The 25,090-nt window shown below is 59.7% G+C and carries 25 protein-coding genes; 9 read left to right on the top strand and 16 right to left on the bottom strand.

From position 1 onward, the window contains the following. Positions 1-137 precede the first annotated feature (137 nt). Positions 138-929 (top strand): helix-turn-helix transcriptional regulator, encoded by a 792-nt coding sequence (locus KI235_RS13880; protein WP_053162497.1) that lies wholly within the window; start codon positions 138-140, stop codon positions 927-929. 28 nt (positions 930-957) lie between these two features. Here KI235_RS13880 and argC read toward each other — a convergent pair whose 3' ends face one another. Beyond that, the gene (gene argC, locus KI235_RS13875; protein ID WP_003201243.1) at positions 958-1,887 is read right to left on the bottom strand and encodes an N-acetyl-gamma-glutamyl-phosphate reductase; all 930 of its coding nucleotides are present in this window, start codon (positions 1,885-1,887) and stop codon (positions 958-960) included. A gap of 114 nt (positions 1,888-2,001) precedes the next feature. Between argC and KI235_RS13870 the strand changes: the two genes are divergently transcribed. Next, positions 2,002-2,886 carry a LysR family transcriptional regulator gene (locus KI235_RS13870; protein WP_123350873.1) on the top strand — a complete coding sequence of 295 codons (885 nt, stop codon included), beginning with the start codon at positions 2,002-2,004 and terminating at the stop codon, positions 2,884-2,886. Positions 2,887-3,001: 115 nt separating this feature from the next. Continuing rightward, a complete protein-coding gene (locus tag KI235_RS13865; RefSeq protein WP_212795817.1) occupies positions 3,002-3,961 on the top strand; it encodes a hypothetical protein in 960 nt (319 codons plus the stop codon). A 6-nt stretch (positions 3,962-3,967) separates the two neighbouring features. On the opposite strand, the gene KI235_RS13860 is transcribed toward KI235_RS13865, so the two are convergent. The 3 genes from KI235_RS13860 to KI235_RS13850 form a co-directional block, all read right to left on the bottom strand. Next, positions 3,968-4,294 carry an antibiotic biosynthesis monooxygenase gene (locus KI235_RS13860; protein WP_027912269.1) on the bottom strand — a complete coding sequence of 109 codons (327 nt, stop codon included), beginning with the start codon at positions 4,292-4,294 and terminating at the stop codon, positions 3,968-3,970. Positions 4,295-4,335: 41 nt separating this feature from the next. After that, positions 4,336-5,310 carry a zinc-dependent alcohol dehydrogenase family protein gene (locus KI235_RS13855; RefSeq protein ID WP_212795816.1) on the bottom strand — a complete coding sequence of 325 codons (975 nt, stop codon included), beginning with the start codon at positions 5,308-5,310 and terminating at the stop codon, positions 4,336-4,338. Positions 5,311-5,372: 62 nt separating this feature from the next. Further along, on the bottom strand, positions 5,373-5,675 hold the full coding sequence (locus tag KI235_RS13850; protein ID WP_003201234.1) for a metalloregulator ArsR/SmtB family transcription factor: 303 nt from the start codon (positions 5,673-5,675) through the stop codon (positions 5,373-5,375). A gap of 171 nt (positions 5,676-5,846) precedes the next feature. Here KI235_RS13850 and KI235_RS13845 point away from each other — a divergent pair, with 171 nt between their 5' ends. Beyond that, positions 5,847-7,706: an ABC transporter ATP-binding protein gene (locus tag KI235_RS13845; protein ID WP_039011776.1), complete on the top strand. Its 1,860-nt coding sequence runs from the start codon at positions 5,847-5,849 to the stop codon at positions 7,704-7,706. Between the two features lie 114 nt (positions 7,707-7,820). Here KI235_RS13845 and KI235_RS13840 read toward each other — a convergent pair whose 3' ends face one another. Together KI235_RS13840 and KI235_RS13835 are read right to left on the bottom strand one after the other, a co-directional pair. Then, on the bottom strand, positions 7,821-8,162 hold the full coding sequence (locus KI235_RS13840; protein ID WP_003201229.1) for a DUF6124 family protein: 342 nt from the start codon (positions 8,160-8,162) through the stop codon (positions 7,821-7,823). A 457-nt stretch (positions 8,163-8,619) separates the two neighbouring features. After that, positions 8,620-9,339 (bottom strand): DUF1353 domain-containing protein, encoded by a 720-nt coding sequence (locus KI235_RS13835; RefSeq protein WP_013693176.1) that lies wholly within the window; start codon positions 9,337-9,339, stop codon positions 8,620-8,622. A gap of 205 nt (positions 9,340-9,544) precedes the next feature. Between KI235_RS13835 and KI235_RS13830 the strand changes: the two genes are divergently transcribed. Continuing rightward, positions 9,545-10,438: a LysR family transcriptional regulator gene (locus KI235_RS13830; protein ID WP_212795815.1), complete on the top strand. Its 894-nt coding sequence runs from the start codon at positions 9,545-9,547 to the stop codon at positions 10,436-10,438. Here the strand turns inward: KI235_RS13830 and KI235_RS13825 are convergent. From KI235_RS13825 to KI235_RS13780, 10 genes are all read right to left on the bottom strand, one after another. Then, complete coding sequence (locus KI235_RS13825; RefSeq protein ID WP_212795814.1) at positions 10,426-11,607, bottom strand: carboxymuconolactone decarboxylase family protein; 1,182 nt, start codon at positions 11,605-11,607, stop codon at positions 10,426-10,428. The genes KI235_RS13830 and KI235_RS13825 overlap by 13 nt on opposite strands. 109 nt (positions 11,608-11,716) lie before the next feature. Then, positions 11,717-12,235 carry a hypothetical protein gene (locus KI235_RS13820; RefSeq protein ID WP_013693174.1) on the bottom strand — a complete coding sequence of 173 codons (519 nt, stop codon included), beginning with the start codon at positions 12,233-12,235 and terminating at the stop codon, positions 11,717-11,719. 181 nt (positions 12,236-12,416) lie between these two features. Then, the gene (locus KI235_RS13815; protein WP_212795813.1) at positions 12,417-12,860 is read right to left on the bottom strand and encodes an HIT family protein; all 444 of its coding nucleotides are present in this window, start codon (positions 12,858-12,860) and stop codon (positions 12,417-12,419) included. 239 nt (positions 12,861-13,099) lie between these two features. Then, complete coding sequence (locus KI235_RS13810; protein ID WP_003201215.1) at positions 13,100-13,501, bottom strand: response regulator; 402 nt, start codon at positions 13,499-13,501, stop codon at positions 13,100-13,102. Beyond that, complete coding sequence (locus KI235_RS13805; RefSeq protein WP_212795812.1) at positions 13,498-15,681, bottom strand: PAS domain S-box protein; 2,184 nt, start codon at positions 15,679-15,681, stop codon at positions 13,498-13,500. The genes KI235_RS13810 and KI235_RS13805 overlap by 4 nt, the downstream gene beginning before the upstream one ends. A gap of 109 nt (positions 15,682-15,790) precedes the next feature. Beyond that, the gene (locus KI235_RS13800; RefSeq protein ID WP_212795811.1) at positions 15,791-16,621 is read right to left on the bottom strand and encodes an amidohydrolase family protein; all 831 of its coding nucleotides are present in this window, start codon (positions 16,619-16,621) and stop codon (positions 15,791-15,793) included. A gap of 28 nt (positions 16,622-16,649) precedes the next feature. Continuing rightward, complete coding sequence (locus KI235_RS13795) at positions 16,650-17,939, bottom strand: MFS transporter (RefSeq protein WP_003201208.1); 1,290 nt, start codon at positions 17,937-17,939, stop codon at positions 16,650-16,652. Positions 17,940-18,061: 122 nt separating this feature from the next. Further along, positions 18,062-18,793, bottom strand: a complete 732-nt coding sequence (locus KI235_RS13790; RefSeq protein ID WP_003201206.1) for a GntR family transcriptional regulator — start codon at positions 18,791-18,793, stop codon at positions 18,062-18,064. 89 nt (positions 18,794-18,882) lie between these two features. After that, on the bottom strand, positions 18,883-20,241 hold the full coding sequence (locus KI235_RS13785; protein ID WP_003201205.1) for an ATP-binding protein: 1,359 nt from the start codon (positions 20,239-20,241) through the stop codon (positions 18,883-18,885). After that, entirely contained in the window at positions 20,238-20,897 is a 660-nt protein-coding gene (locus KI235_RS13780; RefSeq protein ID WP_028237064.1) for a response regulator transcription factor, read from the bottom strand. Before KI235_RS13780 ends, KI235_RS13785 begins: the two co-directional genes overlap by 4 nt. A gap of 131 nt (positions 20,898-21,028) precedes the next feature. Here KI235_RS13780 and KI235_RS13775 point away from each other — a divergent pair, with 131 nt between their 5' ends. The 4 genes from KI235_RS13775 to KI235_RS13760 all read left to right on the top strand — a co-directional run bounded on the left by KI235_RS13775 (position 21,029) and on the right by KI235_RS13760 (position 25,057). Next, positions 21,029-21,352 carry a PepSY domain-containing protein gene (locus tag KI235_RS13775; RefSeq protein ID WP_013693168.1) on the top strand — a complete coding sequence of 108 codons (324 nt, stop codon included), beginning with the start codon at positions 21,029-21,031 and terminating at the stop codon, positions 21,350-21,352. 86 nt (positions 21,353-21,438) lie between these two features. Beyond that, entirely contained in the window at positions 21,439-21,909 is a 471-nt protein-coding gene (locus KI235_RS13770; protein ID WP_114730959.1) for a DUF2271 domain-containing protein, read from the top strand. 24 nt (positions 21,910-21,933) lie between these two features. Beyond that, entirely contained in the window at positions 21,934-24,114 is a 2,181-nt protein-coding gene (locus tag KI235_RS13765; protein ID WP_212795810.1) for a PepSY domain-containing protein, read from the top strand. Next, positions 24,098-25,057, top strand: coding sequence for an FAD:protein FMN transferase (locus tag KI235_RS13760; RefSeq protein ID WP_123350868.1), 960 nt, complete (start codon positions 24,098-24,100; stop codon positions 25,055-25,057). The genes KI235_RS13765 and KI235_RS13760 overlap by 17 nt, the downstream gene beginning before the upstream one ends. The last annotated feature ends 33 nt before the right edge of the window (positions 25,058-25,090 follow it).

Below are 25,090 nucleotides of genomic sequence, written 5' to 3'. Positions count from 1 at the left end.
CAACATCCTTGTCAAGACGATATGCCCTCATGGCCATCGTTAACCCTGGCAGCGAATATACCGGGTGTTACCGAATAGTAAATACCTACGAATACTTACCTTTGACCTGCGAATCCCTAACCCTAAAGGGGTAGAAAATGCCGTTTGACCTCCACAGCCTGGCTTGGCATCGATCGATTGGGAAGCTGATCATGCAGCTGAACCGTCCAGATTTCTGGAGTTCACTTGTTCGCACATTAAATGAATATGTACAGATCGATAATTGGGTTGTATTGATTTTCAGCAATCAACACGTACAGGTCGTTAGCCTTCCTGAGATAGCAGACGCGGAAGAAGTCGACGCGTTCATTCATCGCTATGTGAAGGGTCTTTACTTGCTGGATCCGTTCTATATAGCCAATCGGGAAAATCCACAGAGTGGTTTCTTCCACCTATTGGATATTGCACCGGCATACTTTCTTGAAACCGAGTACTACCACAAGTATTTTGCACAATACATCTCCATGGATGAGGCACAGTACAATGTCCAGCTCGACCCCGACAGAACGTTGTGCATTTCCATCGGCAGCAAAGTTCGCTTTAGCCAAGAACAAATAACCATGCTTGACATCATCAAGCCGTGGGTGACTGCATTAATGCATCAGCGCATGGGCTATGAAGTTGACGTAGAGAAAACTCCGGCTGAACCGCCTCTGTGGCCGGAAACGGTCAATCAGCTTGGCACCCAAATAACAGCACGCGAGAGTGATGTACTCCGTTTATTGCTCAGCGGCTTCTCCAATAAAGAGATAGCCGGAAAGCTGTCCCTCTCGGCGGAGACCATAAAAGTTCACCGCCGCAACATTTACGCAAAATTAAATATCAAGTCACAATCTGAGCTCTTTGCTCGATTCTTCATGCCCAAACAGAATATTCCCGCTACCCATTGAAGTCAGGGCAGCGAGCTGATTTGCGCGGTCATGCGCCTGCAAGCATCAAGTCCAGATTCTGCACCGCCGCGCCAGCGGCGCCCTTCCCAAGATTGTCAAACACCGCAGCCAGCAAAACCTGCCCGGTCTCATCATTCTCAAACACCGACAATCGCAAATCATCGGTTCCGTTAAGCGCTTGAGGATCAAGGGACGTCATCTCCTTGGATTCCTGCATCGACATCACCTGTACATGGTGCGCATCGGCGTAGTGCTGCATCAAACATCCATGCAACTGCACCGCGCTCACGCCTGGCGCCAGCAATCGGGTTTGCAAGGGAATGGTCAGCACGATCCCCTGCCGAAAAGCGCCATAGGCCGGCACGAACATCGGCCGCTCCGTCAGCCCGCTTTGCTGCTGAATCTCCGGAATATGCTTGTGTGCCAGCCCCAGCCCATAGACCTGAAACGCCGACGCCTGTGCTGCGCCTGCGCCCTCATGCTCTTGCACGCCGACGCGTCCTTTTCCGGAATAACCCGACACTGCATGAATGTTCAGCGGGTAATCCCTGGGCACTAATCCGGCCTCCAGCAATGGACGCAGCAACCCGATCGCCCCCGTTGGGTAGCAACCGGGATTGCTGACCCGGCGCGCAGCGGCGATGCGTTGGGCCTGTTGCGGGTTCATCTCTGCGAATCCATAGGTCCAGTCTGGATGGGTGCGGTGCGCCGAGCTCGCATCGATCACCCGAACGGCGGAGTTTTCGATGGTCGCTACCGCGTCGCGTGCGGCTTGGTCGGGCAAGCAGAGAATCGCGATGTCACAGTGGTTGATGGCTTCGGCGCGACGTTGCGGATCCTTGCGATGTTCAGGGCTGAGGGTGAAAAGCCGCAGATCGCTGCGCTCGCGCAGACGTTGATGGATTTGCAGCCCGGTGGTGCCTTGGTCGCCATCGATGAATACAAGGGGACTTGCCATGGAATGCTCTCGGAACATTGGAAATCAGGAGCCCAATCTTCAGCGAGGCTCTAAGATAGGAAAAGTTGAATTTATAAACGATGAAATTCAGTTTTTCTGAACAAGGAATCCCTCATGCGCGAAATCAGCCTCGACCGTCTGCGCACCTTGGTAGCGATTGCCGACCTGGGGTCGTTTGCCGAGGCCGCCCGTGTGCTGCACCTTGCGCCACCCACCGTCAGTCTGCATATCGCCGACCTGGAGGCGCGCGTGGGCGGCAAGCTGTTGTCGCGCACGCGCGGGCGCGTTCAGCCTTCAGCGATAGGGAACACATTGGTGGAACGCGCGCGGCGCCTATTGGCGGACGCAGAGCAGGCGCTTGAAGACGTTGAACGTCAGGTTCAAGGGTTGGCCGGGCGTGTGCGGTTAGGCGCCTCCACAGGGGCCATCGCACAGTTGCTGCCGCATGCGTTGGAGACATTGAGCCAACGCCACCCCGCGATCGATGTACAAGTCGCGGTGCTCACCTCCCAGGAAACCTTGAAGAAACTTGCCGAGGGCGCTTTGGAGGTCGGCTTGGTTGCGCTGCCGCAGCCGCCGGTGAAGGGCTTGCGGATCGAGCCGTGGCGGCGGGACCCGGTCATGGCGTTCCTGCCGGCTCGCTGGGAGTCCCCGGAGGTTGTGACCCCCGCTTGGCTGGCCGCTCAGCCGTTGATTTTGAACGACACCACCACGCGTCTTTCGCGCTTGACGGCGGAGTGGTTCGCCAGTGATGGGCAGCAGCCTGCGCCGCGTATTCAACTGAACTACAACGACGCGATCAAAAGCCTGGTGGCGGCCGGATATGGTGCGACGTTGTTGCCCCATGAGGCGGCCACGCCATTGCTCGATAACAGGATCGTCATGCGGCCACTAAAGCCCTTATTGTGGCGTCAACTGGGTATCGCCCACCGCAGTCAGGAGATCGAACGGCCTACGCAACATGTGCTGGATGTGTTGTGGGAGTTGAGTGCGGAGTGATTATGTCTGGGCATGAGGTATTCTGCGCGGCGTAAAACACGATCCAGGCCTGCGACGTGCAACCGATTGTCACGTCCCCTTGATCGATCTAAAAGCGGCGCACCAGGAGATCTGCATGTTGATTGGACATCGCTTCGAGCGCACCGCCCAGGATGACCTGCACATCCACTCGCGCAACCGGGTGCAGAGCGCCTTCGTGCTGCTGACAGGCGCGCTTGCCTTCATCTTGCCGGTGGCGTTCGCCGTATTTGTGATCGCTGATGGGGGCACGCCGCTGATTGACGTCGATCCACTGTCCTCACTGCTGATCGTGCTCGGGTTGCTGTTGATTCCCGCACTCGGCCTACTCCTGATGGTGTACACCGGCATCCGCGAGACTTTGCAGTTATCGCGATGCGACGGTGAAGGCAAGCGCCGCACCCAAAACTTTTTTGGGCGCCGCGAGCGTGTGCATTCGGTGTTCAGAATCGATACCCCCAAATGCCTCGAGCTTCGCCGCCGCCAAGATGCCGAACCGGCTTACACCCAATTGTGGCTGGTGATGCGCGATGGCAGCGAACACCGCCTGACGACCGACAACGTTCCGGTAGTGCCGGGTAGTAAACGCACCGACGTGTGGCTGCGAGAGCTGGCCGACTACCTGAACGTGGCAGTGCCCACCGAAGTCGTGGTGGGTTCGGCGGCGGGAGTGAAGAAGGTTACCTACAGGCCTGCTCCAGCCCCAACCAGCGGTAAGGCGGTGAGGGAAGCCAGGCAGCGCAAAGCCAAGGGGCTCACGCCTGCCCATGAGGTCACCGAAAAACTCGGCACGCCCGCACGCGCCCTGCTCCTTCTAATGGGTGTTTTCCTGGCACTATTGGAGCTGAGTCGCGTCATCGCATTGGTGCCCGCTCTGTTTGCCGGGCGGCTGCGTGTCGGCGGTCGAACGGGCACGACAACTTTCTACTGGGCCGAGCAACCGCTCACCTTCTCATTCAACATGCTGGTGGGCATGGCCGAGGTGTTGATCATCGGATTCATCGCCTGGGGTTGTCTGCGCATGGCGATCCGGGGCCGGATGAGCTCCAATCCCTGAGGGCGGTCAATTCGACCACTGCTCGGTCAGAAACGGTGAGCAGGACGCTGTCCCGTCAATATGGTAGACCCTCGGTTCTTCCGAAAAATAGTCCTCCAAACCCATCATGAACATCCGATGGTCTTCACTCTCTTCGAAACCCGGCGTGTGATCCTCGAGCGATTGCCATCGCACGATCAGGTTGAATTGTTGGGGGGACTCAATCCCTTGCGCTAGCAGGTGACCGCAGTAACCCTTTGCGCGGGTGAGCAAAGGAGCGACCTCGGCAAATGCACGCCTGAACATTTCAATGCGTTCTTTGTGAATGGGGAGCAGAGCGATCTCATAAATCATGGCGTTCCTCGAGCATGACTTGAACGGTTAACAGTACGCACTTACGCGATGAGCGATGGCTCGACTGCGATCGCGATTTTTCCTTGAACGCCGTTGTTGGGACTCTCCAGCCGGGCATGGGCAAGTGCAATGTCGGCAAGCGAATAGACAGCGCCAACATGTGGCCGCAGCTGACCTCGCGCGACCAATGCGCTCAACTCATCGAGCTTGCCGCGGTTCTGCCTTGTGAAAACGAAGTGATAACTCGCGTTCTTGCCCCAGGCCTGGACAAGGTTTTGTGGCTGTGCAATGTCCACGATCGTGACAACGCGGCCAAGCTGTGCCAGCGCGTCGGGGCTGCGCGACAAGGTATTGCCGCCGATGGTGTCGAACACAACATCAACTCCGCGGCCCCCCGTTTCCCGCATGATGGCGTCGACGTAATCCTCTTTTTCGTAATGGATGACCACATCGGCCCCCAGACTCCGTGCGAACTCAGCGTTTGCCTCGCGCACGGTCGTGAACACCCGTGCCCCCATGGCTTTTGCCACCTGGATCGCCACATGACCGACGCCTCCCGCGCCGCCGTGTATCAGAATGCTTTCACCCAATCTGAGCGCCGCACGCACGATCAATGCTTCCCACACCGTCCCGCCAACCAAACTCAGACTTGCCGCCTCCAGATGGCTTAGCGAGGGTGGCTTCTTCCCGATGATGGTTTCAGCAGCAACGTGGTAGTCGGCATAACTGCCTGGCCCGTCAAATATTTGCGGGGTGTACCAGACTTCGTCTCCTGGAGCGAAGGCTGTCACGCCTGGCCCAACTTCTTCGACGACACCCGATACATCGTGTCCGGTAATGGCCGGCAGTTGCACCAGGTCGGGATAATCGCCGCGTCGAACCTGGTAATCCAACGGATTGATGGAGGTTGCGTGTACCCGGACCAGGACTTGCCCCGTGTGCGGCACAGGCTTGGGCACATCGCAGAGTTCGAACGATCCCGACCCGCCGAATGATTTAAATACCATTGCTTTCATCGTAAAATCCTCGAATCTACAAAAAGGAATATCGAGATATCTCGATATGCTACGGTAAAAAATTACAGCTCTTTCCCTATGACCTCGGCAAGCGCCCTGATGGTTGCTTCATTGCGCTTGTAGTAGGTCCACTGACCGACGCGCCGGACTTCGACCAAGCCCACTCGTTGCAGCGTTGCAAGGTAACCAGACACCGTTGACTGCGACAGTCCGATACCTTCTTGAATACTGCTGACGCAGACACCCACCGTGAGAACGTCACCTTCATCCTGTGGAGGGAAGTTCTTTGCGGGATCCTTCAAGCCTTTCAAGATTTGCAGGCGTGTAGGGTTTGAGAGTGCTTTGAATATTTCGATCAATTCCATGTCTCGAGAATATCGAGATTTTTCGATATGTCAATACGTAGCTTAGCTCCCCTCCCGGCAACCCAATATCTTGAGCAGCATGCCAATAGAACCATACCCACCACTCCACAGAACCCTCAAAGCCACCTTTAAATGGCAGAATCTCCTTAATTGATCGTTCTGGAGACCACCATGCTTCGCGTGTTTGAACAAAGACTCGACCCCTTCCCACCCGACGAGGTACCGCCGCCCCCCGAAGGCCTGGCCCGGTTTCTGTGGGCCTGCACACGGGGCGCCCGCGGCTATATCCTTGCGTTTGCGCTGCTCAGCGCCGGTGTGTCGATCTACGAAGCCTGGCTGTTTTCCTTCCTCGGTCAGGTCGTGGATCTGCTCTCGACCTGGCAAGCCGGTGGTGAGGCGGCGGCGCAGGAAAGTCGCGTGCTATGGGGCATGGGCATCGTCATGGTGGCGAGCATCGGGCTGGTGGCATTGCGGACCATGGTGCAGCACCAGGTATTGGCGATCAATCTGCCGTTGCGGCTGCGTTGGGACTTTCACCGCCTGATGCTGCGCCAAAGCCTGTCGTTTTTTTCCGATGAGTTCTCCGGCCGGGTCACCACCAAGGTGATGCAGACTGCGCTGGCCGTGCGCGACGTGCTGTTCACTCTGATCGAGATCGCACCCGGCATCGGCGTGTATTTCATTGCGATCATCGCATTGGCCGGCGGCTTCGCCCTGAAACTGATGCTGCCGTTCCTTGCCTGGATCGTGTTGTTCGGGCTGGCCATGCTCTACTTCGTGCCCCGCTTGGGGAAAGTCGGGCAGGAACAGGCCCATGCGCGCTCCTCGATGACCGGACGGATCTCAGACGCCTACACCAACATCACCACCGTGAAGCTGTTCTCCCATTCCAACCGTGAAGCGCACTTCGCGCGCGCGGCCATGGAGGACTTCAAGCAGACCGGCTTTCGCCAGATGCGCCTGGTCAGCCAATTCGAAATCGTCAACCAAGCGTTGGTGGTGGGGTTGATCATGGCTGCAGGCGGTTATGCACTGTGGCTGTGGCACCAGGGTGACGTCGGCGCCGGTGCCGTGGCGGCGATTACCGCCATGGCGTTGCGTATCAACGGCATGTCGCATTGGATCATGTGGCAAATGACCTCGCTGTTCGAGAGCATCGGCACCTTGCAGGACGGCATGGCCACCCTGACCCGCGGCCCCAAGGTGCAGGATGCGCCGGACGCCGCGGTGCTGGCGACCACTGGCGGAGCGGTCACCTTCGACAAGGTGAGCTTCAACTACAACGGTGAACGCCAGGTGCTCGATGGCTTGAGCCTGAACATTCGCCCGGGCGAGAAAATCGGCCTGGTAGGCCGCTCCGGCGCGGGCAAATCCACGCTCATCAACTTGCTGCTGCGTTTCTATGATGTCGACAGCGGACAGATTCGCATTGACGGGCAAGACATTGCCCACGTGACGCAGGACAGCCTGCGCAGCGCCATCGGCATGGTCACCCAGGATACCTCCCTGCTGCACCGCTCCATTCGCGACAACATCGCCTATGGCCGACCCGACGCGAGCGACGCACAAATCCGCCGTGCCGCGGCCAATGCCCAGGCCGATGAGTTCATCAGCCAACTGAGCGACCGCCAGGGTCATAGCGGCTACGACACCTTGGTGGGCGAGCGCGGCATCAAGCTGTCGGGCGGTCAGCGCCAGCGCATCGCGATTGCTCGTGTGATGCTCAAGAACGCCCCGATCCTGCTCCTCGACGAGGCGACCAGCGCCCTGGATTCGGAAGTCGAAGTGGCCATCCAGGAAAGCCTCGATGAAATGATGCAGGGTAAAACTGTCATCGCCATTGCTCATCGACTGTCCACGATTGCGGCGATGGATCGACTGATTGTCATGGATGATGGACGCATCATTGAACAGGGTACTCACGCTGAATTGCTCGCCAAGAACGGTATTTATGCGCGGCTGTGGCACCATCAGAGTGGTGGGTTCCTGGGTGAGGATCGGGGGGTGACGGAGGACATGGATCAGGTATGAGCGCTGAGCGCTTGGGGATGATCTGCAAGCGGGTGTTTTGGGTCGGAAGCTGCCCTGCTTCCGACCCGATTTATCTTGGAAAAATGGGGTCTATCCCACGCCAGTTACGAACGTCTATCTAGGGTCGATGACATCCAGCGCCCGGTTTGCCAATAGCTGACCCAACTCGATCAACTGTTGCAACCCTAGTGCAACATGCCGTCGAGAATCCTCCAGGTCGAACGCCAAATCGCCGGCCATGGCATTGGCGGAGGCCAAGGTTTCGCTGAGGTTGGCCAACAGGCTTTCAGCATCGACATCCTCCACGACGGTGAATAGCTGCTCCGGAGGTGGCTTCTTGTCAGGCTGGGCGGGCTTGGGGTTCAGATAGGAATCGATAACGCGTTCGGCGTTGACGTCGGCTGCGATGTCCAGGTGCAGCGGTGGAACGGGTGGGTCGGGGATGAGTTTGTCCATATGGACCTCCTAACGTCAGTCGGATCCGCCACTGTTCGCGACTAAACGAAGTGGGGTGGCGGCTGTGCGCAGGTTAGTCGACCGGGACGTTAGGAAACCGGCGCACCCGAAAGTGCCCTGCGCACAGCCACCATAAAATCAGCGAGAAAACCGTAGCCTGACTTCAAGGAGACCTTGCGCCTAACGAAATACCGAGCGACTAAACCCGACCGCTGAATTGGCAGCGGTGGACAAAGACTAGGCACCGGAATCAGCAGGCGCAAGAGGCTGGAATTTTCTAGGAAATGTCCTGCAAGTCAATGGGGAATATTCGCTCCGTCGATTCCTACGACAAGCTCGTTCAACCATTCCCCCACCGAAGCGCTGCGCGACGGGTGCGATATGATGGGAGACGGTTGCGGGCGCAAGCTGCGGAGCGAGGAGAAATGAACGATCTTGGATCGCCCTCTCCACTCGACTAATATTTCTGTAATAAATTGGGATCATTCACGCCCTCGGGAACATACGTACTCCCCTGACCAACGTAAAAATCATTTGGCTTGGCCGATTCGGCATAAGCTTCGATTTCATTGAGACTCATGCTCGGATCCGCCTCAAGAGCCGCCTTGAAATTTTGTGTCGTCGTTATTGAATTATCCCAATTGAGTTGGCTTTCTTCTGAAACCAGTCCAGAAGGAGCTAAAGTCTTGATGCAATTTTCACCACACTTCTCTCCCTCGACAACATCCCTCCAGTGAGGTCCAAAAGTAAAGACAGCAAAATACATTGTTTTCGCCTTGACTTTATCAATACCAAGATCGATGAGCGCGTAATAAAACATCCGATGCGTTTCAACCCACGACCGGACCCGATTTTCTTCGTAGCAATAATGATCATGAACAATTGCCGCTTTCAAGAAAGACGCGTCGTAAGCATCACCTATTATAGGTTGCGCCCATTTGGGGATCGACGCGCCATCCGTGGTTCCTGACTCATGATTGCCTGCTTTCCAAATATCGGTTTGCCAAACCAAGCCATTTGGCGATTTGAACGTAAGCATCGATCCTAACTGACACTTTCGCTCCTTGGTAAATTGGCAGCCTTCAGGGAGTAGCTTCAGCTCTCCTGTAAATTGACTCGCAAAAAGTGTATTCGAGGCACTCATCAACAGTACCAAAAATGCCATGGCCCTACGCATATCGCCCCTCTCCTTGTTCGATATAACAATTAGCCAACTTAAATAATTTTTTATAGCGCTTAGCGCCTCACGTACAACAAGTTCATCAGGGGGTGCCAGTGGACTATAGCAGTCAATTTTCCTGGCAGATCCCAACTTCAAATGGCTCAACCAATTAATACAATAGATGTCATAATCCAAGCCTGCTCATACCAGAGACGGATCAATGACCACCGAACGCTACGACCAACTCGCCATCTTCGCCGCCGTAGCCCAGGAGCGTAGCTTCACTCGCGCAGCCGCCAAACTGGGCATGTCGCAACCGGCGCTGAGCCGGGCGATGCGTCAGTTGGAGGAGCGGCTGGGGGTCAGGTTGTTGTCGCGAACCACTCGAAGTGTCGCCCCGACCGAAGCCGGTGAACACCTGTTGCGGGTGGTCGCGCCGCGCTTCGAAGAGATCGATAACGAGATGGCGATGCTCAGTGAGTTTCGCGATAAGCCGGCGGGTAAGCTGCGCATCACTGCCGGTGAGCACTCCGCGATCACCATCCTGCAATCCGTTCTCGCCAGGCTGCTACCTGACCATCCCGACCTCAACATCGAAATCATCGTCGACTACGGCTTTACCGATATCGTCGCGGAGGGTTTCGACGCCGGTGTGCGGCTGGGTCCGCAGGTGGCCAAGGACATGATTGCCCTGCGCATCGGCCCTGACATGCGCATGGCGGTGGTAGGCTCGCCGGCGTATTTCGCCCGGCATGCCAAGCCGGTCATCCCAGACGACCTCACGGCGCACAATTGCATCAACCTGCGCATGCCGACCCATGGCGGCCTCTACATCTGGGAGTTCGAGAAAAACGGACAGGAACTGAAAGTCCGGGTGGAAGGCCAGTTGGTGTTCAACACCATCGCGATGCGCCTGGAGGCTGCGCTGCAAGGCTTGGGGTTGGCCTTCATGCCGGAGGACCTGGTGCAGGATGCTGTCGCGCAAGGCCGGTTGATTCGGGTGCTGGAAGATTGGTGCGAGCCGTTTTCCGGCTACCACCTCTACTATCCCAGTCGCCGCCAAAGTTCACCGGCCTTCACGCTGCTGCGCGAAGCCTTGCGCTACGAGGGTTGACTGGCCTGGACGGTGTCCAATGCTTCGGCGGCGCGCTTGGCCGCGGCGGCATCGCCCTGCTCGCCCAGTAGCTGGATCAGTTGCCGCAGTTGCGCGGCGCTCAAGCCGACGCGCAGGCTGGCGGCCATGTGCGAGCGCAGTTGTGACTCCACACCGGGGGTGACCGCCAGCGCGGCGACTGTCGCCAGCTCACGGCTTTGCCAGTCCAGGTTGTCACGCTCGAAAATGTCGCCGAACAGGTGCGTCTGCAAGTACTGGTTGATGACTGGGACGAAGTCGAACAACGGTCCCTGGACGGGCGCACCGGCAATGCGCGTCTGATTGGCCTTGCCCGCCGCCAGCAGCGCATCGCCGGTAGGGATCAGGCGAACGGGCTCGCGCCCCGGGTCGTCCTGGACGCCGCGTTGCTTGCGCGCCTCCACCACTTTCATCAATTCGCCGAGGGCGTTGAGGCTGCGGGGAAAGCCACTGTAGGCGTAAAGCTGCACCAGGATTTCCTTCGCCTCACTGACGGAGAGGCCGGCATCCAGCCCTTGATTCAAGGCGGTATTGAGGCCGGGCATGTTGCTCGTCGCCATGGCGGCGGCAATCAGCGGGATGGCTTGCTGCTTGGCCGATAGGGTTTGCGAAACCGCCACGGCATCCGGCTTGGTCGATGGCGTCGACACTCCAGCGGCGCTGTATTGTTCTTCGCTGACCTTCTCCAGCCACTCCACGTTTTTGCCCTCCACCGTGCCAGTCACGGCCAAGTGGGTCATGGCGCTCGTCGGCGCGGCACCATGCCAGTGCTTGACGCCAGGCGGGCAGACGATCACATCGCCCGGGAGGATCTGCTGCACAGGTTTGCCCCATTCCTGCGTCAGACCGACACCGGAAATCACCACCAACCGCTGTCCGGCAGGATGGGTATGCCAGGCCGAACGCGCGCCCGGTTCGAAGCTGACGTAGGCGCCGGAAGCATCGATTTCATCGGTTGCCGGGAACAGAGGATCGACCCGCACGCGCCCGGTGAAAGAGTCCGCCGGGCCTGCGACCGACGCTTGGCTGCCGGCCCGACTGATCTGTTGCGAAGTCCGGGACTCGCTGGTGCTTTCTGTACTGGCGGCGTCGACAAAAGGCGCCGCCGCGCATAGCGCAAAACAAAGGCTACCGGTTGAACGCAGAGTCATTTGGCTTTCCTCTCGATTGATATCGTAGAGAAACAAATTAACCTTGCTGCATTAATCGATAAACCATGCCAATTACATAGCACTTATATCGCAATCGCATAAATCCGCTTTACTTGATCTCAACCAACCGCACTGCCTGTGATCCGTCCAGCGACAAGTGAATCACGGCGGCCTTGCTTGGGAAGTTCGGCGCGTCCTCGTCGGTATTCTCCATCACGGGAATGTCGATCAGGGTCTGCTCCCCGGTCGGGTCGCTGACCAGCTTGGCATCCAGTTTGTCGATGGCACGCCAGCTGTCGCCACCGATGCGCATCACGTCCAACAGGCTGTAGTGCGGCACACCTTCTTCGTTCTCTTCGGGCGTAAAGGCCGCCAGGTATTGGCTGTAGTTATTGCCCATACCGAAACCTTCGATGGTGAAGACCGCGAGGGTGACCTGGCTGTCCTCGCCGGTGTCCAGCGTCTGCACCAGCGTCGCTTCAGGATAGCCGGTGGCATAGCTGTCCTTGATGAGCGCTACCAAGTGCCCGATCTGTACTTCCAGGGCTTTCGGAACGGGTTTCGATTCAGCGGCGTGAGTCAGGGTGCAGGTGAAAAACAAGGCGGCGGTCAGCAGGCGCAATTTCATGAAGGTGAGGTCCGGGGTATTGGGAGATCAGCGCGCAATGGTAGCGGTTGGCCAGGGATTTGGTAGCCCATTGTTGATAGGTTTTGTGGTGGGGTGCACAGCCTTGGACGTTGTGGCAAGGTCGCCGAGCATTTTGATGAGTGGGGCACGCCCTGTGCCCCTTACGGCGTCCTGCCCAGCATCAGGCTTCTGAGCGAATGCGCTCGACCAGACGCGCCTGGAGTGCTTCCAGCTCTTCGGGATCGGCCTTGCCCCTGCCATGTATACCGGGTGCTTCACCGTCCCAGCGAGGAATGATGTGCATGTGAATGTGATAGACCGTTTGCCCGGCCACAGCACCATTGAACTGCGCGACCTGAACCCCGTCCGGCTGCAATTCGTCCACGATGATCCGCGTCAGGCGCTGCACGGCAGACATCATCGCCCTCAGGACGGCGGGCTCGACCTCGAGGATATTTCGCGCCTGGGAGGCTTTGGGAATGACCAGGACATGCCCGCGCGATTGAGGGAAGAGATCCAGGAAGGCCAACACATCGGCATCTTCGTAAATCTTGTAGCACGGCGCATCGCCGCGAATGATCAGCGCAAAGATGTTCTGCGGATCGTAATGACCGTGGAGACTCATGATCACTCCTTGGAGTTTGGGGAGGTTGGTTACCGGTAAGAGATTTAGCACAGTCAGAGGCCTACTTGAAGCCAAGGGCTGGGCTTGCTCGCGACGGTGTTGTATTCGTTGGCGATGAGATTGCCTGTGCCACCGTTATCGCGAGCAAGCTCGCTCCCACATTGGATCAGCGGTGGAGCTTGATTGAGTGACCACCGCAAATCCCAGGTGGGAGCGAGCTTGCTCGCGAAGGCGGCGGGTCAGTCGACATCGGTGCTGGCAGCCAAGCCGCTTTCGCGAGCCCCGCTCAGCGTAACGGCAATTTTCTGCTGCAACTCACTTTGCGAAAACGGCTTGTGCAGGACCGGGCACTCGGCGTATTCGGCTGGAAGTCCACTGGCGCCGTATCCGGTGCTGAACAGGAAGGGAATATGGCGACCGCGAAGGATTTCGGCCACCGGAAAAACCCGCTCGCCAGCCAGGTTGACGTCGAGGATCGCCAGATCAACCTGCACCGAGCCGGCCATGTCACGTGCCGCAGCGAGCCGGGCGACTGAGGCCACCACTTCGCATCCGAACTCCTCCAGCATGTCCTCGATCAACAGGGCAACCGCGCCTTCGTCCTCGACGACCAGCACCCTGACACCAACAAATGGGGTCATGCCCCGGTCACCCCAATCAGGAACGAAAAGCGGCAACAAACGCCTTGCGGAGCGTAGGTGAGGTCGAACTTGCCGGCCAAGTCGCGCTCGATGCAGCGCCTCATCAAGCGCGAACCCAGCCCTTCCCGTTCCGGCGGTGACACGGGTGGCCCTCCTTGTTCGCGCCAGTCGAGGGTCAGCAACGTTCCGTCCGCCCGGGTTTGCAGGTGCCAGGTAACTGCAAGCGTCCCGCTCTCGACCGACATCGAGCCATATTTCAACGCGTTGATCGCCAATTCATTGAGGGTCATCGTTAGGTTGAGCGCCACGCGAGTGCCGACGTCCATAGAAGGGCCTTCAATCACAATACGACCAGGCTCATGCCCAAACACCGGCATCAGCACCTCGGGGGCCAGGGTGTCGAGCGGCGTCTGCCCCCAATGCCGTTTCGTCAAAAGATCGTGTGCCCGTGACAACGCCAGGAGCCTCGCCTCGAAACGCCTGTAGCCGTCTTTCGCATCCTCTGCGTTGCGTGCCGTCTGGGCTGCCAGCGATTGCACCGTGGCCAGGGTGTTCTTGACCCGGTGATTGAGCTCATCGATCAGCGTCTTCTGCCGGTTTTCCGCCTGCTTTCGCTCGGAGATATCCACCAGCATGTTGATGGCGCCCACCAGGTTTCCATCGGCATCATGCAAAGGCGTGGGAAAAGGCGTGAACGGAACGCGGCTACCATCCGGCCGCTCTGCAATTGCCTCGACGCCGCGAATCGGCCGGTTTTCCTTCAGGGCCACCGCCATCGGGCATTGGTCGTGGGGCAGGAAACTGCCGTCCGTGTTGAACAGTTTCCAGGTCACGCACCACTGGTCGCCCAGCCGAGGTGTGCGCCCGGACAGTTCGACAGCGGCGCGATTGTAGAAGGTGATGCGGCCATCGGCGTCGGTGGTGTACACCGCGGCAGGCAACGCCTCGAGAAGATTGCGCATGTGCCGTTCGCTTTCGCGGACCTGGTTTTCCATCCGCCGCGCCAGCGTGACGTCCTGCAGCACTCGCACGCCATACCGAAACGTACCGCTGACGTCCCTCACCGAGGAACTGTGGATGTCGAGGTAAACGACCTCGCCATCGGGCTTCACGGCGCGCTTGCGAAGCACGTAGTTATCAAGTTCACCGGCCACCTGGCGGGCGTACAACCCCGCGTCCTGCGGGATGCAATCGGGGTGGGTATAGTCCAGGAATGTCATCGACAGGAGCTCTTCGCGCGAGCGACCCAGCATGTTGCACAGGGCATCGTTGACGCGCAGCAAGCGACCGTCGACGCCGGCCTCGGCAATACCGATGGTCGCCGCCTCGTAGGTCGCCGAAAGCCGGTCATCGCTGTCCTGGCGCGCCGCCTCGGCCGCATGGACACAGCTCCTGTCGATGGTGAAGCAGCGCGTATTGAAGAGTTTTCCGTCTTCGAATCGGCCATTGGAAGTGATCATGACATGCTTGATCGAGCCGTCCTTTGCCCTCAGTCGCGCCGGATAGCTTTCCAGGCAGTCGCCGCTGCCGAGCTTGGTGAGGATGTCGCCAATGACCGGCTCGTCGAGGTGAAATTCGGTGATGTGGCGGCCGATGTATTCGTCGGCCGAATAGCCCAGTAGCGTCAGCTCCGCCTTGTTCGCGCGCAGGATAATGCCTTCGCCGCTGACGATATGCAGGCCCACCGCGCTGTTTTCGAAAAAGTCTTCGAGGTCGTCGCTCTTGCGCCGAAGCTCTTCGGCCATGGCGTGGTGCGCCGAGACGTCCTGGAAGCAGTTGATCACGCCTTGGACGCCCCCCTGCCGATCCCTGAGGGCGCGGATGTTCATCAGCGCCACGAACCGCGAGCCGTCCGGACGCTCGATGAGCACTTCCTGATTACGCGAGGCAATGCCGGTATTGAGTGCCGAGGCTGTCGGGCAGTGTTCGAACGCCAGCGGTGTACCGTCAGTCTGGAACAGTCGATGGGCGCCGCAGAAACGGTCACCGTTCTCTCCAAGTGCCGGCGCCCTTCCCCACAGCTCGGCCGCCTCACTGTTGTACCTGACGAGCCACCCCTGGCGATCGCACAGGTACACCGCACCAGGAATGGCATCGAGTGCGCTCGTCCCCATCGAGATCAAGCTCTCGTACTCGCTTGGCGCACGCGTTTCCCTGGATAGCTCTTCAATGTTCGACATCAGTCATCCTCAAACCGCCTGGCTGAAACCTTTCACAGGGCATCAATGGAGTCTAGATCCCTATTCATCGGGCGAGTTCAGGAAAACTCAATGTCACAAGCCTCGGGCCTCAAAACTTGAACAGTACCTGGGGTGCCTGGACCATTAACGCCCGCATAAGTGGCCCCGAACATTCCAATGCGCACAACTGCTCCATCACCGTTTCGAAACCCACGTGTTCTTCATGCTGGGTGTGCGGCCAGTCGCTGCCCCACACCAGGCGCTCGGGGCCGAAGTGGTGTTCCAGCAACATCAACGAGGCGCGGGCGAATTCAAGATTCCGCGGGGCTGTTGCGCCCAATCGATAGATGCCGGACACCTTCATCCACACCTGCCCGCCCTGCCCCAGTTCCATCAATTGGGCAAAGCCAGGTTGATCCAGCCCCAAACGCGCATCCGGACGACCGAAGTGATCGACCACCAGTTTGATGCCCAATGGCAACAGCTGTCTCATCAGCCCCGGCAAGTCCGCCAGGTTGGCATGCAACTCGACATGCCAATCCAGCTCCGCGATGTGGCCCAAAAAGCCTTTCCAGGTGGGGTCGCGAAAATCAGGTAAAGCTTGGCCCATCAGGTTCAAGCGAACACCGACCACGCCCAACCGGGCCATGTCGTCCAGCTCGGCTCGACTGACGTCTCGCGCCACCACCACGACCCCACGCAATTGCTCTGGCGCTTGCCGTAGCGCGGCCAGCAAGTAGCGGTTATCCGTGCCGAGAAAACTTGGCTGCACCAACACGCCATGGCTCAAGCCGTGAGCGTGCAGATGGCCCAGGTACTGGGCGAGCGTGGCGTCATAGTCAGGTGTGTAGCGCCGGACAGCCGCCAGTTCCAGCTCGCTGCTGAATACGTGGGCGTGACAGTCAATGCCGGTGATCGGCGTAGTGCGGGTATCAACCATGGGTTTCATCTATCGAAAATAAGGGAAATCAGGCTCGGGCGCCCTGGCCGTCACTCTCCACCGCAGGCACCGATGCAGCAGTGGCTTCCAGGCTGCGACCGCGGGTTTCCGGCAGGCAAAGCGCCGCGATCACCGCCACGCCGTAGGCAATCCCGGCGTCGATGCCAATGGCCGAGCCCAAGGACATGGAGTCGCTCATGTGACCGACCAGGAACGGGAACACCGCCGAGAGCACCCGGCCGAAGTTGTAGCAGAACCCCACGCCGGCGCCGCGTACATCCGCCGGGTACAACTCGTTGAAAAACGCCCCGAGGCTCGCTGGAATACCCGCCGCGAAGAAGCCGAGCGGGAACCCCAGGAACAGCATCTGGGTGTTGCTCAACGGCAGGAACACATAGCACTGTACGGTCACCACGCAGCACAGCGCGAACAGCACGATGTTCTTGCGACGCCCGATGCGATCGATCAACAGGCCACTGACTACGCAGCCGCACCAGAAGGCGAAGATGATCACCGCCAGGTAGCCGCCGGAGTTGAGCACCGACAGGTTGCGCTCGGTCTTGAGGAAGGTTGGCAGCCACGTCATCACCGCGTGGTAACCGCCGTGCGCCCCCAGCCCCAACAGCCCGCCAAACAAGGTCACGCGGATCAGCTCAGGGCGAAAGATACCGCTCAGGGATTTGAAGAAACTTTGCGGGATGACATTGGCTTTTTGCAGGCGCTGGAAACTGTCGGGTTCCTCAACGTTGCGTCGTACCCAGATGATCAGGAACGACGGCAGCAGGCCCACGATGAACATCACCCGCCAAGCCATGTCTTGCGGCACAAGGGAGTAGATCAGCGTGAAGACGCCGACCGCCAGACCCCAACCCACCGCCCAGGCGCTTTGTACCGTGCCCATGACCTTGCCGCGGTACTTGGGGTTGATGGTCTCGGCCATCAATACCGCACCGGCGGCCCATTCACCGCCGATGCCGAAGCCCTGCAGCGCCTTGACGATCAACAACGAGTGGAAGCCGGTGACGAACGCCGACAGGAAGGTAAAGAACGAAAACCACAGGATCATCCATTGCAGCGTGCGCACCCGTCCGTAACGGTCCGACAGCGTCCCGCCAACCCAGCCGCCAATGGCCGAAGTGACCAGGGTCACGCCGCTGACCAGCCCGGCATCGCCCTTGGTCAGGGCGAACGCGGCGATCAACGCCGGTATCGCCAGGCCGAACATCTGTACTTCCAGCGCGTCGAGCGACCATCCGCCGAAACAGGCCCAAAACGTTTTACGCTCCCGCGCAGTGACTTGGCGATACCAGCTGAACATGATTCTTATCCTTGTAAGTGGAACGAAAGGCAGCCGAGAGCGAACCGCGCCGCTACAGGGCCAGTCATGGCAAACAAAACGATAAGGGCTGCGGCGACCGACTCGCCGCTAACCCGGTAGGCTCAGCGGATTTCCACGCTGTAGCGGAAGTGCTCGGCATGCCCGCGCGAGCGTCGCCACTCCAGGGGATTGCCGGCGTAGTCTCGCGCCAGACGCTCGATCACCACCACCGGACTGTTGACCGGCACCTGCAGCAGCCGCGCGTACACCTCATTCACCGATTCAGCGGTGAGGGTTTCTTCGGCAGAGGCGACCACCTGACCGCAGGTTTCTTCATAGATGGGATAAAGCAGCGGTCCCTTTTGACTCAGGTCGATCTCGAGCAAGGGTTGGAAACGGTTGCGGGGCAGCCAGATTTCTTCGGCGAGCACCGGCGCCACATCCAGCAGACGCACCCGCACGATGCGAATCACCGGCGCATCCGCCGGCAACCCCAGCGCCTGGGCCACCGCCGAAGGCGCGGCCACCGGCTCCACGGACAGGATCCGGCTCTCGGGAACCCGGCGTTCGCCTGAAGCGCTTTGAAAGCGGAAAAACCGGAACAGCGACGACTGGAATTGCGGCCGGCGAATGAAGGTGCCACGCCCCTGCTGGCGCTCCAGGACGCCCTCGCTGACCAGCGCATCGATGGCCTTGCGCACCGTGCCGGTAGACAACTGGTATTCGGCCGAGAGTACCGCTTCAGTAGGAATCGCCTCCCCCGGACGCCAACGGTTATTGGCGATCTGTTCAGCCAATTGGTCGCGTAAACGTTGATACAGCGGCAGGCGGACATCACTGGAGAGAGATTTCATTGACCTTATTCACCTTGTTATCTAGTCATATATATGAATATGGACGAGAGTATTTGCTCAAGGTCGATTGCTTGTCAAGAATGCGCAGGTTAGCTGGCTGACGAATGGCCGGTGGCAACAGTGGCAAGCGGTAGCCGGACCTGCACCTCGAACCCCTCCTGCCGGTCTTTTGCCGGGGACAGCAGTTCGATTCGTCCATTGATCCCCTGCACAATCGTCTTGACGATCGCCAAGCCCAATCCCGACCCACTGGTTTCGCTCTGGCCGCGCACGAAACGTTCGGTCAGGTTCTGCAGGACGGCCACCGGCACCACCGGTCCGGCATTGATCACCCGCAGCAGTGCCTGGTCCGTGAGGGTGACTTCGATGGGTTGATCCATCGCACCGTACTTCAATGCGTTCTCGATCAGATTGCGCAACAGGATGCCGAAGGCGTCCGGGTCGACGGTCGAATACACATGGGTCTGGGCAGGAAGTTGCAGCGCGATCTGGCGGCTGCTGTTGTGCCGCCACTCATCCACCACGTGAGCCAACAATGGGACCAGGTCCTGGGGCGTTTGCGAGAGCAGTCCGCCCCCTTCAGCCTTGGCCAGTTGCATGAGTTTTTCCGATAACCGGGCCAATTCGCGCAAAGCGCTTTCGATCTTTTTCGCACGTAAACGCAACGGACCTTCAGGGGCCTCCTGGTATAGCCGCTGGACTTGCGCCAATGTCGCGGCCAAGGGTGTACGCAGCTCATGTGCGCTGTTGGCGGTGAAGCTGCGTTCGGCCTCCAGGGCCTTGCGCAAGCGCTCCAGCAGGCGGTTGACCGCATCCGCCAAGGGGTTGATTTCTGCCGGCAGGCGCGACACCTTGATCGGCGACAGATCACCCACGCCGCGGGCCTCTACGGCGTGACGATAGGCCAGCACGCTGCCCAGGCTCATGCGCACCAATAGCCAGGTCCCCAACAGGCTGATGGGGATCAGCGCCAATAATGGCCACAACAAGGCAAACAAGGCTTCTCGTGCGGCCCCACGACGATGGCGCAGCGGCTCGGCGACTTCGATGAATACCGTCTCGCGCAGCGCACTGGCGCCATACAGACGGTACTTTCCAGTCGTGGAGAAACCTTCAATCGGATGTTTGCTGAATACCTTCGGGTTGGCATCGTGGGACTGCATCAGGACCTTGCCCTCGGCATCGCGCACCAGATAACTCAAGTACTCCTTGTGCATCTTCAAAGTGGCAACCTGCTGCGCCTCGCCCGGGGTTTCCCGGTTGCTGATTTCCAGCACGGCCAGGGGCAGGATGCGTTGGGCGGTCTCTTCCAGTGCGCTGTCAAAGGCCTCGTTCAACTCATGTCGTACCCCGCGCCAGGTGCCGACTGTCGCCACCAGCCAGAGCAACGTCATGCCCAGCGTCAGGCCCAGGCCCAGACGTTTTTGCAGGCTGAAGGTCGTCTTCATGCCGACACCATCCGGTAACCCATGCCCCGCACGGTCTCGATCAGGTCGCGCCCGAGCTTCTTGCGCAATCGACTGATATAGACCTCGATCGTGTTGCTTTCGATTTCGGCACCGAAGGCGTACAGCCGATCTTCGAGTTGCCCCTTGGACAGCAGCGCGCCGGGACGCTGGATGAATGCCTCCAACAGCGCCCATTCCCGGGCCGTGAGGTCCACGGCCATGCCGGCCCGATGCAACGTACGGGCCGTCATGTCGACGTGCAGCTCACCAAGCCTGATCTGGGGATTGGGGTTGCCGCTGTAACGACGAGCCACCGCAGCCACACGGGCCGACAGTTCAAACAGATCGAAGGGTTTGACCAGGTAATCGTCGGCGCCGGCATTGAGGCCGGCGATTCGATCAGAGATCTGGTCCTGGGCCGTCAGGATGATCACCGCAGTCGCGTCACCTGCGCTGCGCCGCTGACGCAGGAAGTCCAGCCCTCGACCGTCCGGCAACATCAAGTCAAGCAGGATCAGGTCATAAGCGGTGGTGCTCACGCTGCTGCGTGCTTGGGCAAGGTTCTGCACCCAATCAACGGCATGGCCGTCATCGGCGATCTGCTCGCGCACCGCATCCCCCAACCGTGGCGAGTCCTCAACCAATAAAACCCGCATCGGGCAGCTCCTGTAATCGTGGTTTGCCGCACCTTAGCGGCCTTACCTGACGTGAATCTGAAGATTCAGCTGGCTGTCAGGAATGCACCGTAGGGTATGCCCACAACGAAGCCCCCGGCAGGAGACAGATCATGAAATCAGGTTTTATCGCCAGCACTGCGCTGATAAGTGTGCTGGCCAACGGTTACGCCTTGGCCGATGACGACTGCGGCGAACCGGTCAACGACTGGCAGCCACGGGAAACCCTGCGCCTGCAGGTGGAACAGCGGTACGGCTGGAAGGTGCAGCGCATCAAGGTCGACGACGGCTGCTACAAGCTCAAGGGCCTGGACCGCCAGGGCAATGTCATCGAGGCCCGCTACGCACCGGCGTCGCTGCACTTGCGCAAGCTCGAGATCTACTTCCGGGACGATGACGATGCCAGCGCTTACCTCGCCCCTGCCCCCGCACCGTGACATTTCGACGCGTTGATCCTGCCGTTCAGGTTGCTGTCAGCAAGCAGGTCCAGGCTCTCGCCCCAACGATCAAAAGGACAACCTCCATGAAAAAAATCATCGCTGCAACCTGCCTCGCCGGCGCCATCATCCTGCCGGGGCTGGCTCAGGCCCGTGAAGTAACCCTCACCACCCAGCTCAAGCGCTACAGCGGCAACGACGCGTACCTGGCGATCTACGTCACCGACGCCAGCGGCCAGTACCAGAAAACCCTCTGGGTGGCCGGCAAAAAGGCCAAGTACTACAAGCACCTGGCCGACTGGGCCCGTGGAAGCAAGCTGAACCCCAGCGAGTACGACGGCGTCAGCGGCGCCAGCGTTGGCAGCGGCGACACCCTCAAAGTCAGCGTCGAGCTGGCAGACACCCTGATCGATGCCGGGTATCAGATCCGTATCGATAGCGCCGTCGAGGATAAGCGTGATGCCCGCGCCGAAGTCAGCGTGCCATTGACCCGCGAAGGCGCAGGCAAGCCGGCGGCCGGTAATACCTACGTCGAATCCTTTACTTACGATTTGTAGCACCTACCTGTTCGGAGGCCGAACATGCTTCGCCAGCTCCACTCCCTGCCCGGTCTGATCGCCGCCCTGTTGGTCATGCTCTTGGCCATCAGCGGCGCGACATTGTCTGTCGATCCGGCCCTTGAACGCCTGAACAACACGTCCACTGCGGCCGGGCAAGTCAATGTCGGCCAGTTGGCCGGACGCGTTGCCAGTCACTTTCCGGGCGTGGAGCAGATCCAGCGCACAGCGTCCGGGACCGTCATTGTCTACTTCGATCAGGACGGCCGGGTCGGGGCCGAAAAGGTCGACCCACTGACCGGGCGAGGCCTGGCCCCCTACGAACCCTCCGCTTTCTCACGCTGGATGAAAGACCTGCACCGCTCGCTGTTTCTTGACACGCCGGGCCACGGGGTGTCAGGCGTCGGCGCGCTGTTCATGCTGATGCTGTCGGTGTCCGGGGCGCTGTTGCTGGTCCGGCGGGTCGGCGGCTGGCGCAACCTGCTGCGGCCATTGCGGGGCGACTTCAGCCAGCGCTGGCACGCTGAGGTCGGTCGCTTAGCGTTGCTTGGGCTGCTGTTATCGGCACTGAGCGGGCTCTACATGTGCGCCACGACCTTCGACTTCATCGCCGATGGCAGTCAGAGCGAGCCTGCATTCCCCGACCACATCAGCGCAGGCTCGGCCTCGCCCGTGGCGAGCCTGCAAGCTTTGCAGGCCACCGATCTGACTGACCTGCGCGAGCTCGTCTATCCCAGCCCGAATAATCCGCAAGACGTGTTTTCCCTGCGCACGGCCCAGGGTGACGGCTACGTGGACCCGGTCAGCGGTGCCCTGTTGTCCTATCAAGCTCACGACTCGATGCGCAACGTCTACGAGTTGATCTATCAGTTGCACACCGGTGAAGGGCTCTGGTGGCTGGGCCTGTTGCTGGGCCTCTGTGCCCTCGGCGTGCCCGTGATGAGCATCACCGGCATCCTGATCTGGTGGCGTCGCCGCCAGGCCGGGCCGAATATCCGCCATAACAGCGCTGCGCAATCCGCCGACACCGTGATTCTGGTCGGCAGCGAAACCAACAGCACCTGGGGCTTTGCCAACACCTTGCATGAAGCCTTGCATCAAGCCGGCCACCGCGTTCACAGCGCAGCAATGAATCAATACGCCAACGACTACGGCAACGCTCAACGCGTGTTGATCCTCACCGCGACCCACGGTGACGGCAATGCCCCGGCCTCGGCTTCGCAGTTCCTGGCACGGCTGGCCGAAGCCGGCCTGAAACCTGGCCAGCCGTTTGCCGTGCTGGGTTTTGGCGACCGGCAGTTTGCGCAGTTCTGTCAGTTTGCCCATCAGGTACAGGAAGCCTTGTTGCAGGCCGGTGGCACGCCTTTGATTGGCCTGGAAACCATCAACCGCCAATCCTCCCAGGAGTTCGCTCGGTGGGGCCACGCCGTGGGTGAAGTGCTGGGGCATGACTTGACGCTGATCCACACCCCACAGCCGCCCCGCACCGATCAACTGATCCTGGTCGAACGCATTGCCTATGGTGAACAGGTAGGCGCGCCCACCCACGTGCTGCGTTTCAAAGCCCCAGGGAAGTTACCGGCCTTTGAAGCCGGTGATCTGGTCGGCATCCTGCCCCCTGGCAACCCCCTCCCGCGGTTCTACTCGCTGGCCAGCAGTTCACAGGACGGCGTGCTGGAGATCTGCGTACGCAAATACAAAGGAGGTCTGTGCTCGTCATTCCTTCACAGCCTGGAGATCGGGGCGACCATCGACGCCTTTATCCAACCGAATCCACAATTTCGTCCCGCGTCGGGCGCTCATCCGGTGATCCTGATCGGTGCCGGTACCGGCATCGGCCCGCTGACCGGTTTTATCCGCAACAACAAGGCCCACCACCCCATGCACTTGTATTGGGGCGGGCGCAACCCGACCTCGGATTTCCTCTACGAAGCCGAGCTTAACCATTACTTGGCGGACCAGCGTCTCACCGCATTGCACGCAGCCTTTTCCCAGGTCATGGACCGTTCCTACGTGCAGGACCGGCTGATCAGCGACGCCCTGATGTTGCGTCGGCTGATCGAAAAAGGCGCCCAGGTACTGGTTTGCGGCGGTCGCGAGATGGCCAAGGGGGTGATGCTGGCCCTGGACGAAGTACTGGCACCGCTGAACCTGAATGTGCGGACCCTCAAGGCACAAGGACGCTATCGTGAAGACGTCTACTGAATTGCAACGCTACAGCCTGAGCGGCGAAACCATGGGCACGCGCTATACCGCCCTGTTCTATGCCGAAACCGAACTCGACACCCGCCCGATCAGTCGCAGCCTGGCGCACGCCGTGGGCCGGGTGGACCAACAAATGTCGACCTGGAAAGCCGATTCGGACCTCAATCGCCTCAACAACGCACCGTTGCAGGAATGGATAGCGCTGCCCGAGGAACTGACCACGGTATTGTCTGCGGCGCTGCGCGTCAGCCGGCAATCGGGCGGCGCCTTCGATATCGCCGTTGGTGATCTGGTGGACGCCTGGGGCTTCGGTCCCGGCGAGCTGTCCATCACCGAACCGGCGCCTGCGCCAACTCGACGCTCGACCAGTGCAGCGCTGGTCGTTGATTCACAACGCAACCTGGTGCGCAAACAGGCACCGCTTAACCTCAACTTGAACGGCATTGCCAAAGGTTTTGGTGTCGATGAGCTGGCCCGCTGCCTGGACAGGTTTGGCATCGCGCGCTACCTGGTAGGCATCGACGGCGAGATGCGTGCCCGCGACAACAAACCAGATGGGCAGCCCTGGGTCGTGGCCATGGAAAAGCCCCGCCGGGGCGTGCGTGAGGTCATGGGTGTGATGGAACTCAGCGACGCCGCCATCGCCACCTCCGGGGATTATCGACACTGGGTCGACGTCTGTGGGCAATCCTTCGCCCACACAATGAACCCGGCCACCGGCACCCCACTGTGCAACGCACTCGCAGCCGTCACGGTGGTGTCGACTTCATGCATGCTCGCCGACGCCTGGGCCACAGCGCTGATGGTACTGGGCGAAACCCAAGGCCCCCGCCTGGCACAAGAACGCGGGATGGACGCATTGTTCGTCATGCGCGACGGTTTGCAGCTCAAGGAAATATCCATAGTCGGCGGACAGTTGCAGCCTCAGGTTCAAACGCGCTGACGCCGACGCCCTGGGGCAACACCTGTTCTAACG

Source organism: Pseudomonas sp. St386, from assembly GCF_018325865.1.
Taxonomy (GTDB): domain Bacteria; phylum Pseudomonadota; class Gammaproteobacteria; order Pseudomonadales; family Pseudomonadaceae; genus Aquipseudomonas; species Aquipseudomonas brassicacearum.
The sequence above is the reverse complement of the archived record's forward strand: the minus strand, read 5'-3'. Positions and strand labels throughout refer to the sequence as shown.

Excerpts from the sequence above, each read along its gene's own strand:
- KI235_RS13770 (WP_114730959.1), top strand. The coding sequence starts at position 21,439 with ATGAAAAAAATCATCGCTGCAACCTGCCTCGCCGGCGCCATCATCCTG.
- KI235_RS13840 (WP_003201229.1), bottom strand. The coding sequence starts at position 8,162 with ATGGACAAACTCATCCCCGACCCACCCGTTCCACCGCTGCACCTGGAC.
- KI235_RS13845 (WP_039011776.1), top strand. The coding sequence starts at position 5,847 with ATGCTTCGCGTGTTTGAACAAAGACTCGACCCCTTCCCACCCGACGAG.
- KI235_RS13765 (WP_212795810.1), top strand. The coding sequence starts at position 21,934 with ATGCTTCGCCAGCTCCACTCCCTGCCCGGTCTGATCGCCGCCCTGTTG.
- KI235_RS13860 (WP_027912269.1), bottom strand. The coding sequence starts at position 4,294 with ATGATTTATGAGATCGCTCTGCTCCCCATTCACAAAGAACGCATTGAA.
- KI235_RS13805 (WP_212795812.1), bottom strand. The coding sequence starts at position 15,681 with ATGTCGAACATTGAAGAGCTATCCAGGGAAACGCGTGCGCCAAGCGAG.
- KI235_RS13870 (WP_123350873.1), top strand. The coding sequence starts at position 2,002 with ATGCGCGAAATCAGCCTCGACCGTCTGCGCACCTTGGTAGCGATTGCC.
- KI235_RS13855 (WP_212795816.1), bottom strand. The coding sequence starts at position 5,310 with ATGAAAGCAATGGTATTTAAATCATTCGGCGGGTCGGGATCGTTCGAA.
- KI235_RS13880 (WP_053162497.1), top strand. The coding sequence starts at position 138 with ATGCCGTTTGACCTCCACAGCCTGGCTTGGCATCGATCGATTGGGAAG.
- KI235_RS13850 (WP_003201234.1), bottom strand. The coding sequence starts at position 5,675 with ATGGAATTGATCGAAATATTCAAAGCACTCTCAAACCCTACACGCCTG.
- KI235_RS13780 (WP_028237064.1), bottom strand. The coding sequence starts at position 20,897 with ATGCGGGTTTTATTGGTTGAGGACTCGCCACGGTTGGGGGATGCGGTG.
- KI235_RS13820 (WP_013693174.1), bottom strand. The coding sequence starts at position 12,235 with ATGAAATTGCGCCTGCTGACCGCCGCCTTGTTTTTCACCTGCACCCTG.
- KI235_RS13835 (WP_013693176.1), bottom strand. The coding sequence starts at position 9,339 with ATGCGTAGGGCCATGGCATTTTTGGTACTGTTGATGAGTGCCTCGAAT.
- KI235_RS13775 (WP_013693168.1), top strand. The coding sequence starts at position 21,029 with ATGAAATCAGGTTTTATCGCCAGCACTGCGCTGATAAGTGTGCTGGCC.
- KI235_RS13800 (WP_212795811.1), bottom strand. The coding sequence starts at position 16,621 with ATGGTTGATACCCGCACTACGCCGATCACCGGCATTGACTGTCACGCC.
- KI235_RS13865 (WP_212795817.1), top strand. The coding sequence starts at position 3,002 with ATGTTGATTGGACATCGCTTCGAGCGCACCGCCCAGGATGACCTGCAC.
- KI235_RS13815 (WP_212795813.1), bottom strand. The coding sequence starts at position 12,860 with ATGAGTCTCCACGGTCATTACGATCCGCAGAACATCTTTGCGCTGATC.
- KI235_RS13810 (WP_003201215.1), bottom strand. The coding sequence starts at position 13,501 with ATGACCCCATTTGTTGGTGTCAGGGTGCTGGTCGTCGAGGACGAAGGC.
- KI235_RS13825 (WP_212795814.1), bottom strand. The coding sequence starts at position 11,607 with ATGACTCTGCGTTCAACCGGTAGCCTTTGTTTTGCGCTATGCGCGGCG.
- KI235_RS13795 (WP_003201208.1), bottom strand. The coding sequence starts at position 17,939 with ATGTTCAGCTGGTATCGCCAAGTCACTGCGCGGGAGCGTAAAACGTTT.
- KI235_RS13785 (WP_003201205.1), bottom strand. The coding sequence starts at position 20,241 with ATGAAGACGACCTTCAGCCTGCAAAAACGTCTGGGCCTGGGCCTGACG.
- KI235_RS13790 (WP_003201206.1), bottom strand. The coding sequence starts at position 18,793 with ATGAAATCTCTCTCCAGTGATGTCCGCCTGCCGCTGTATCAACGTTTA.
- KI235_RS13830 (WP_212795815.1), top strand. The coding sequence starts at position 9,545 with ATGACCACCGAACGCTACGACCAACTCGCCATCTTCGCCGCCGTAGCC.
- argC (WP_003201243.1), bottom strand. The coding sequence starts at position 1,887 with ATGGCAAGTCCCCTTGTATTCATCGATGGCGACCAAGGCACCACCGGG.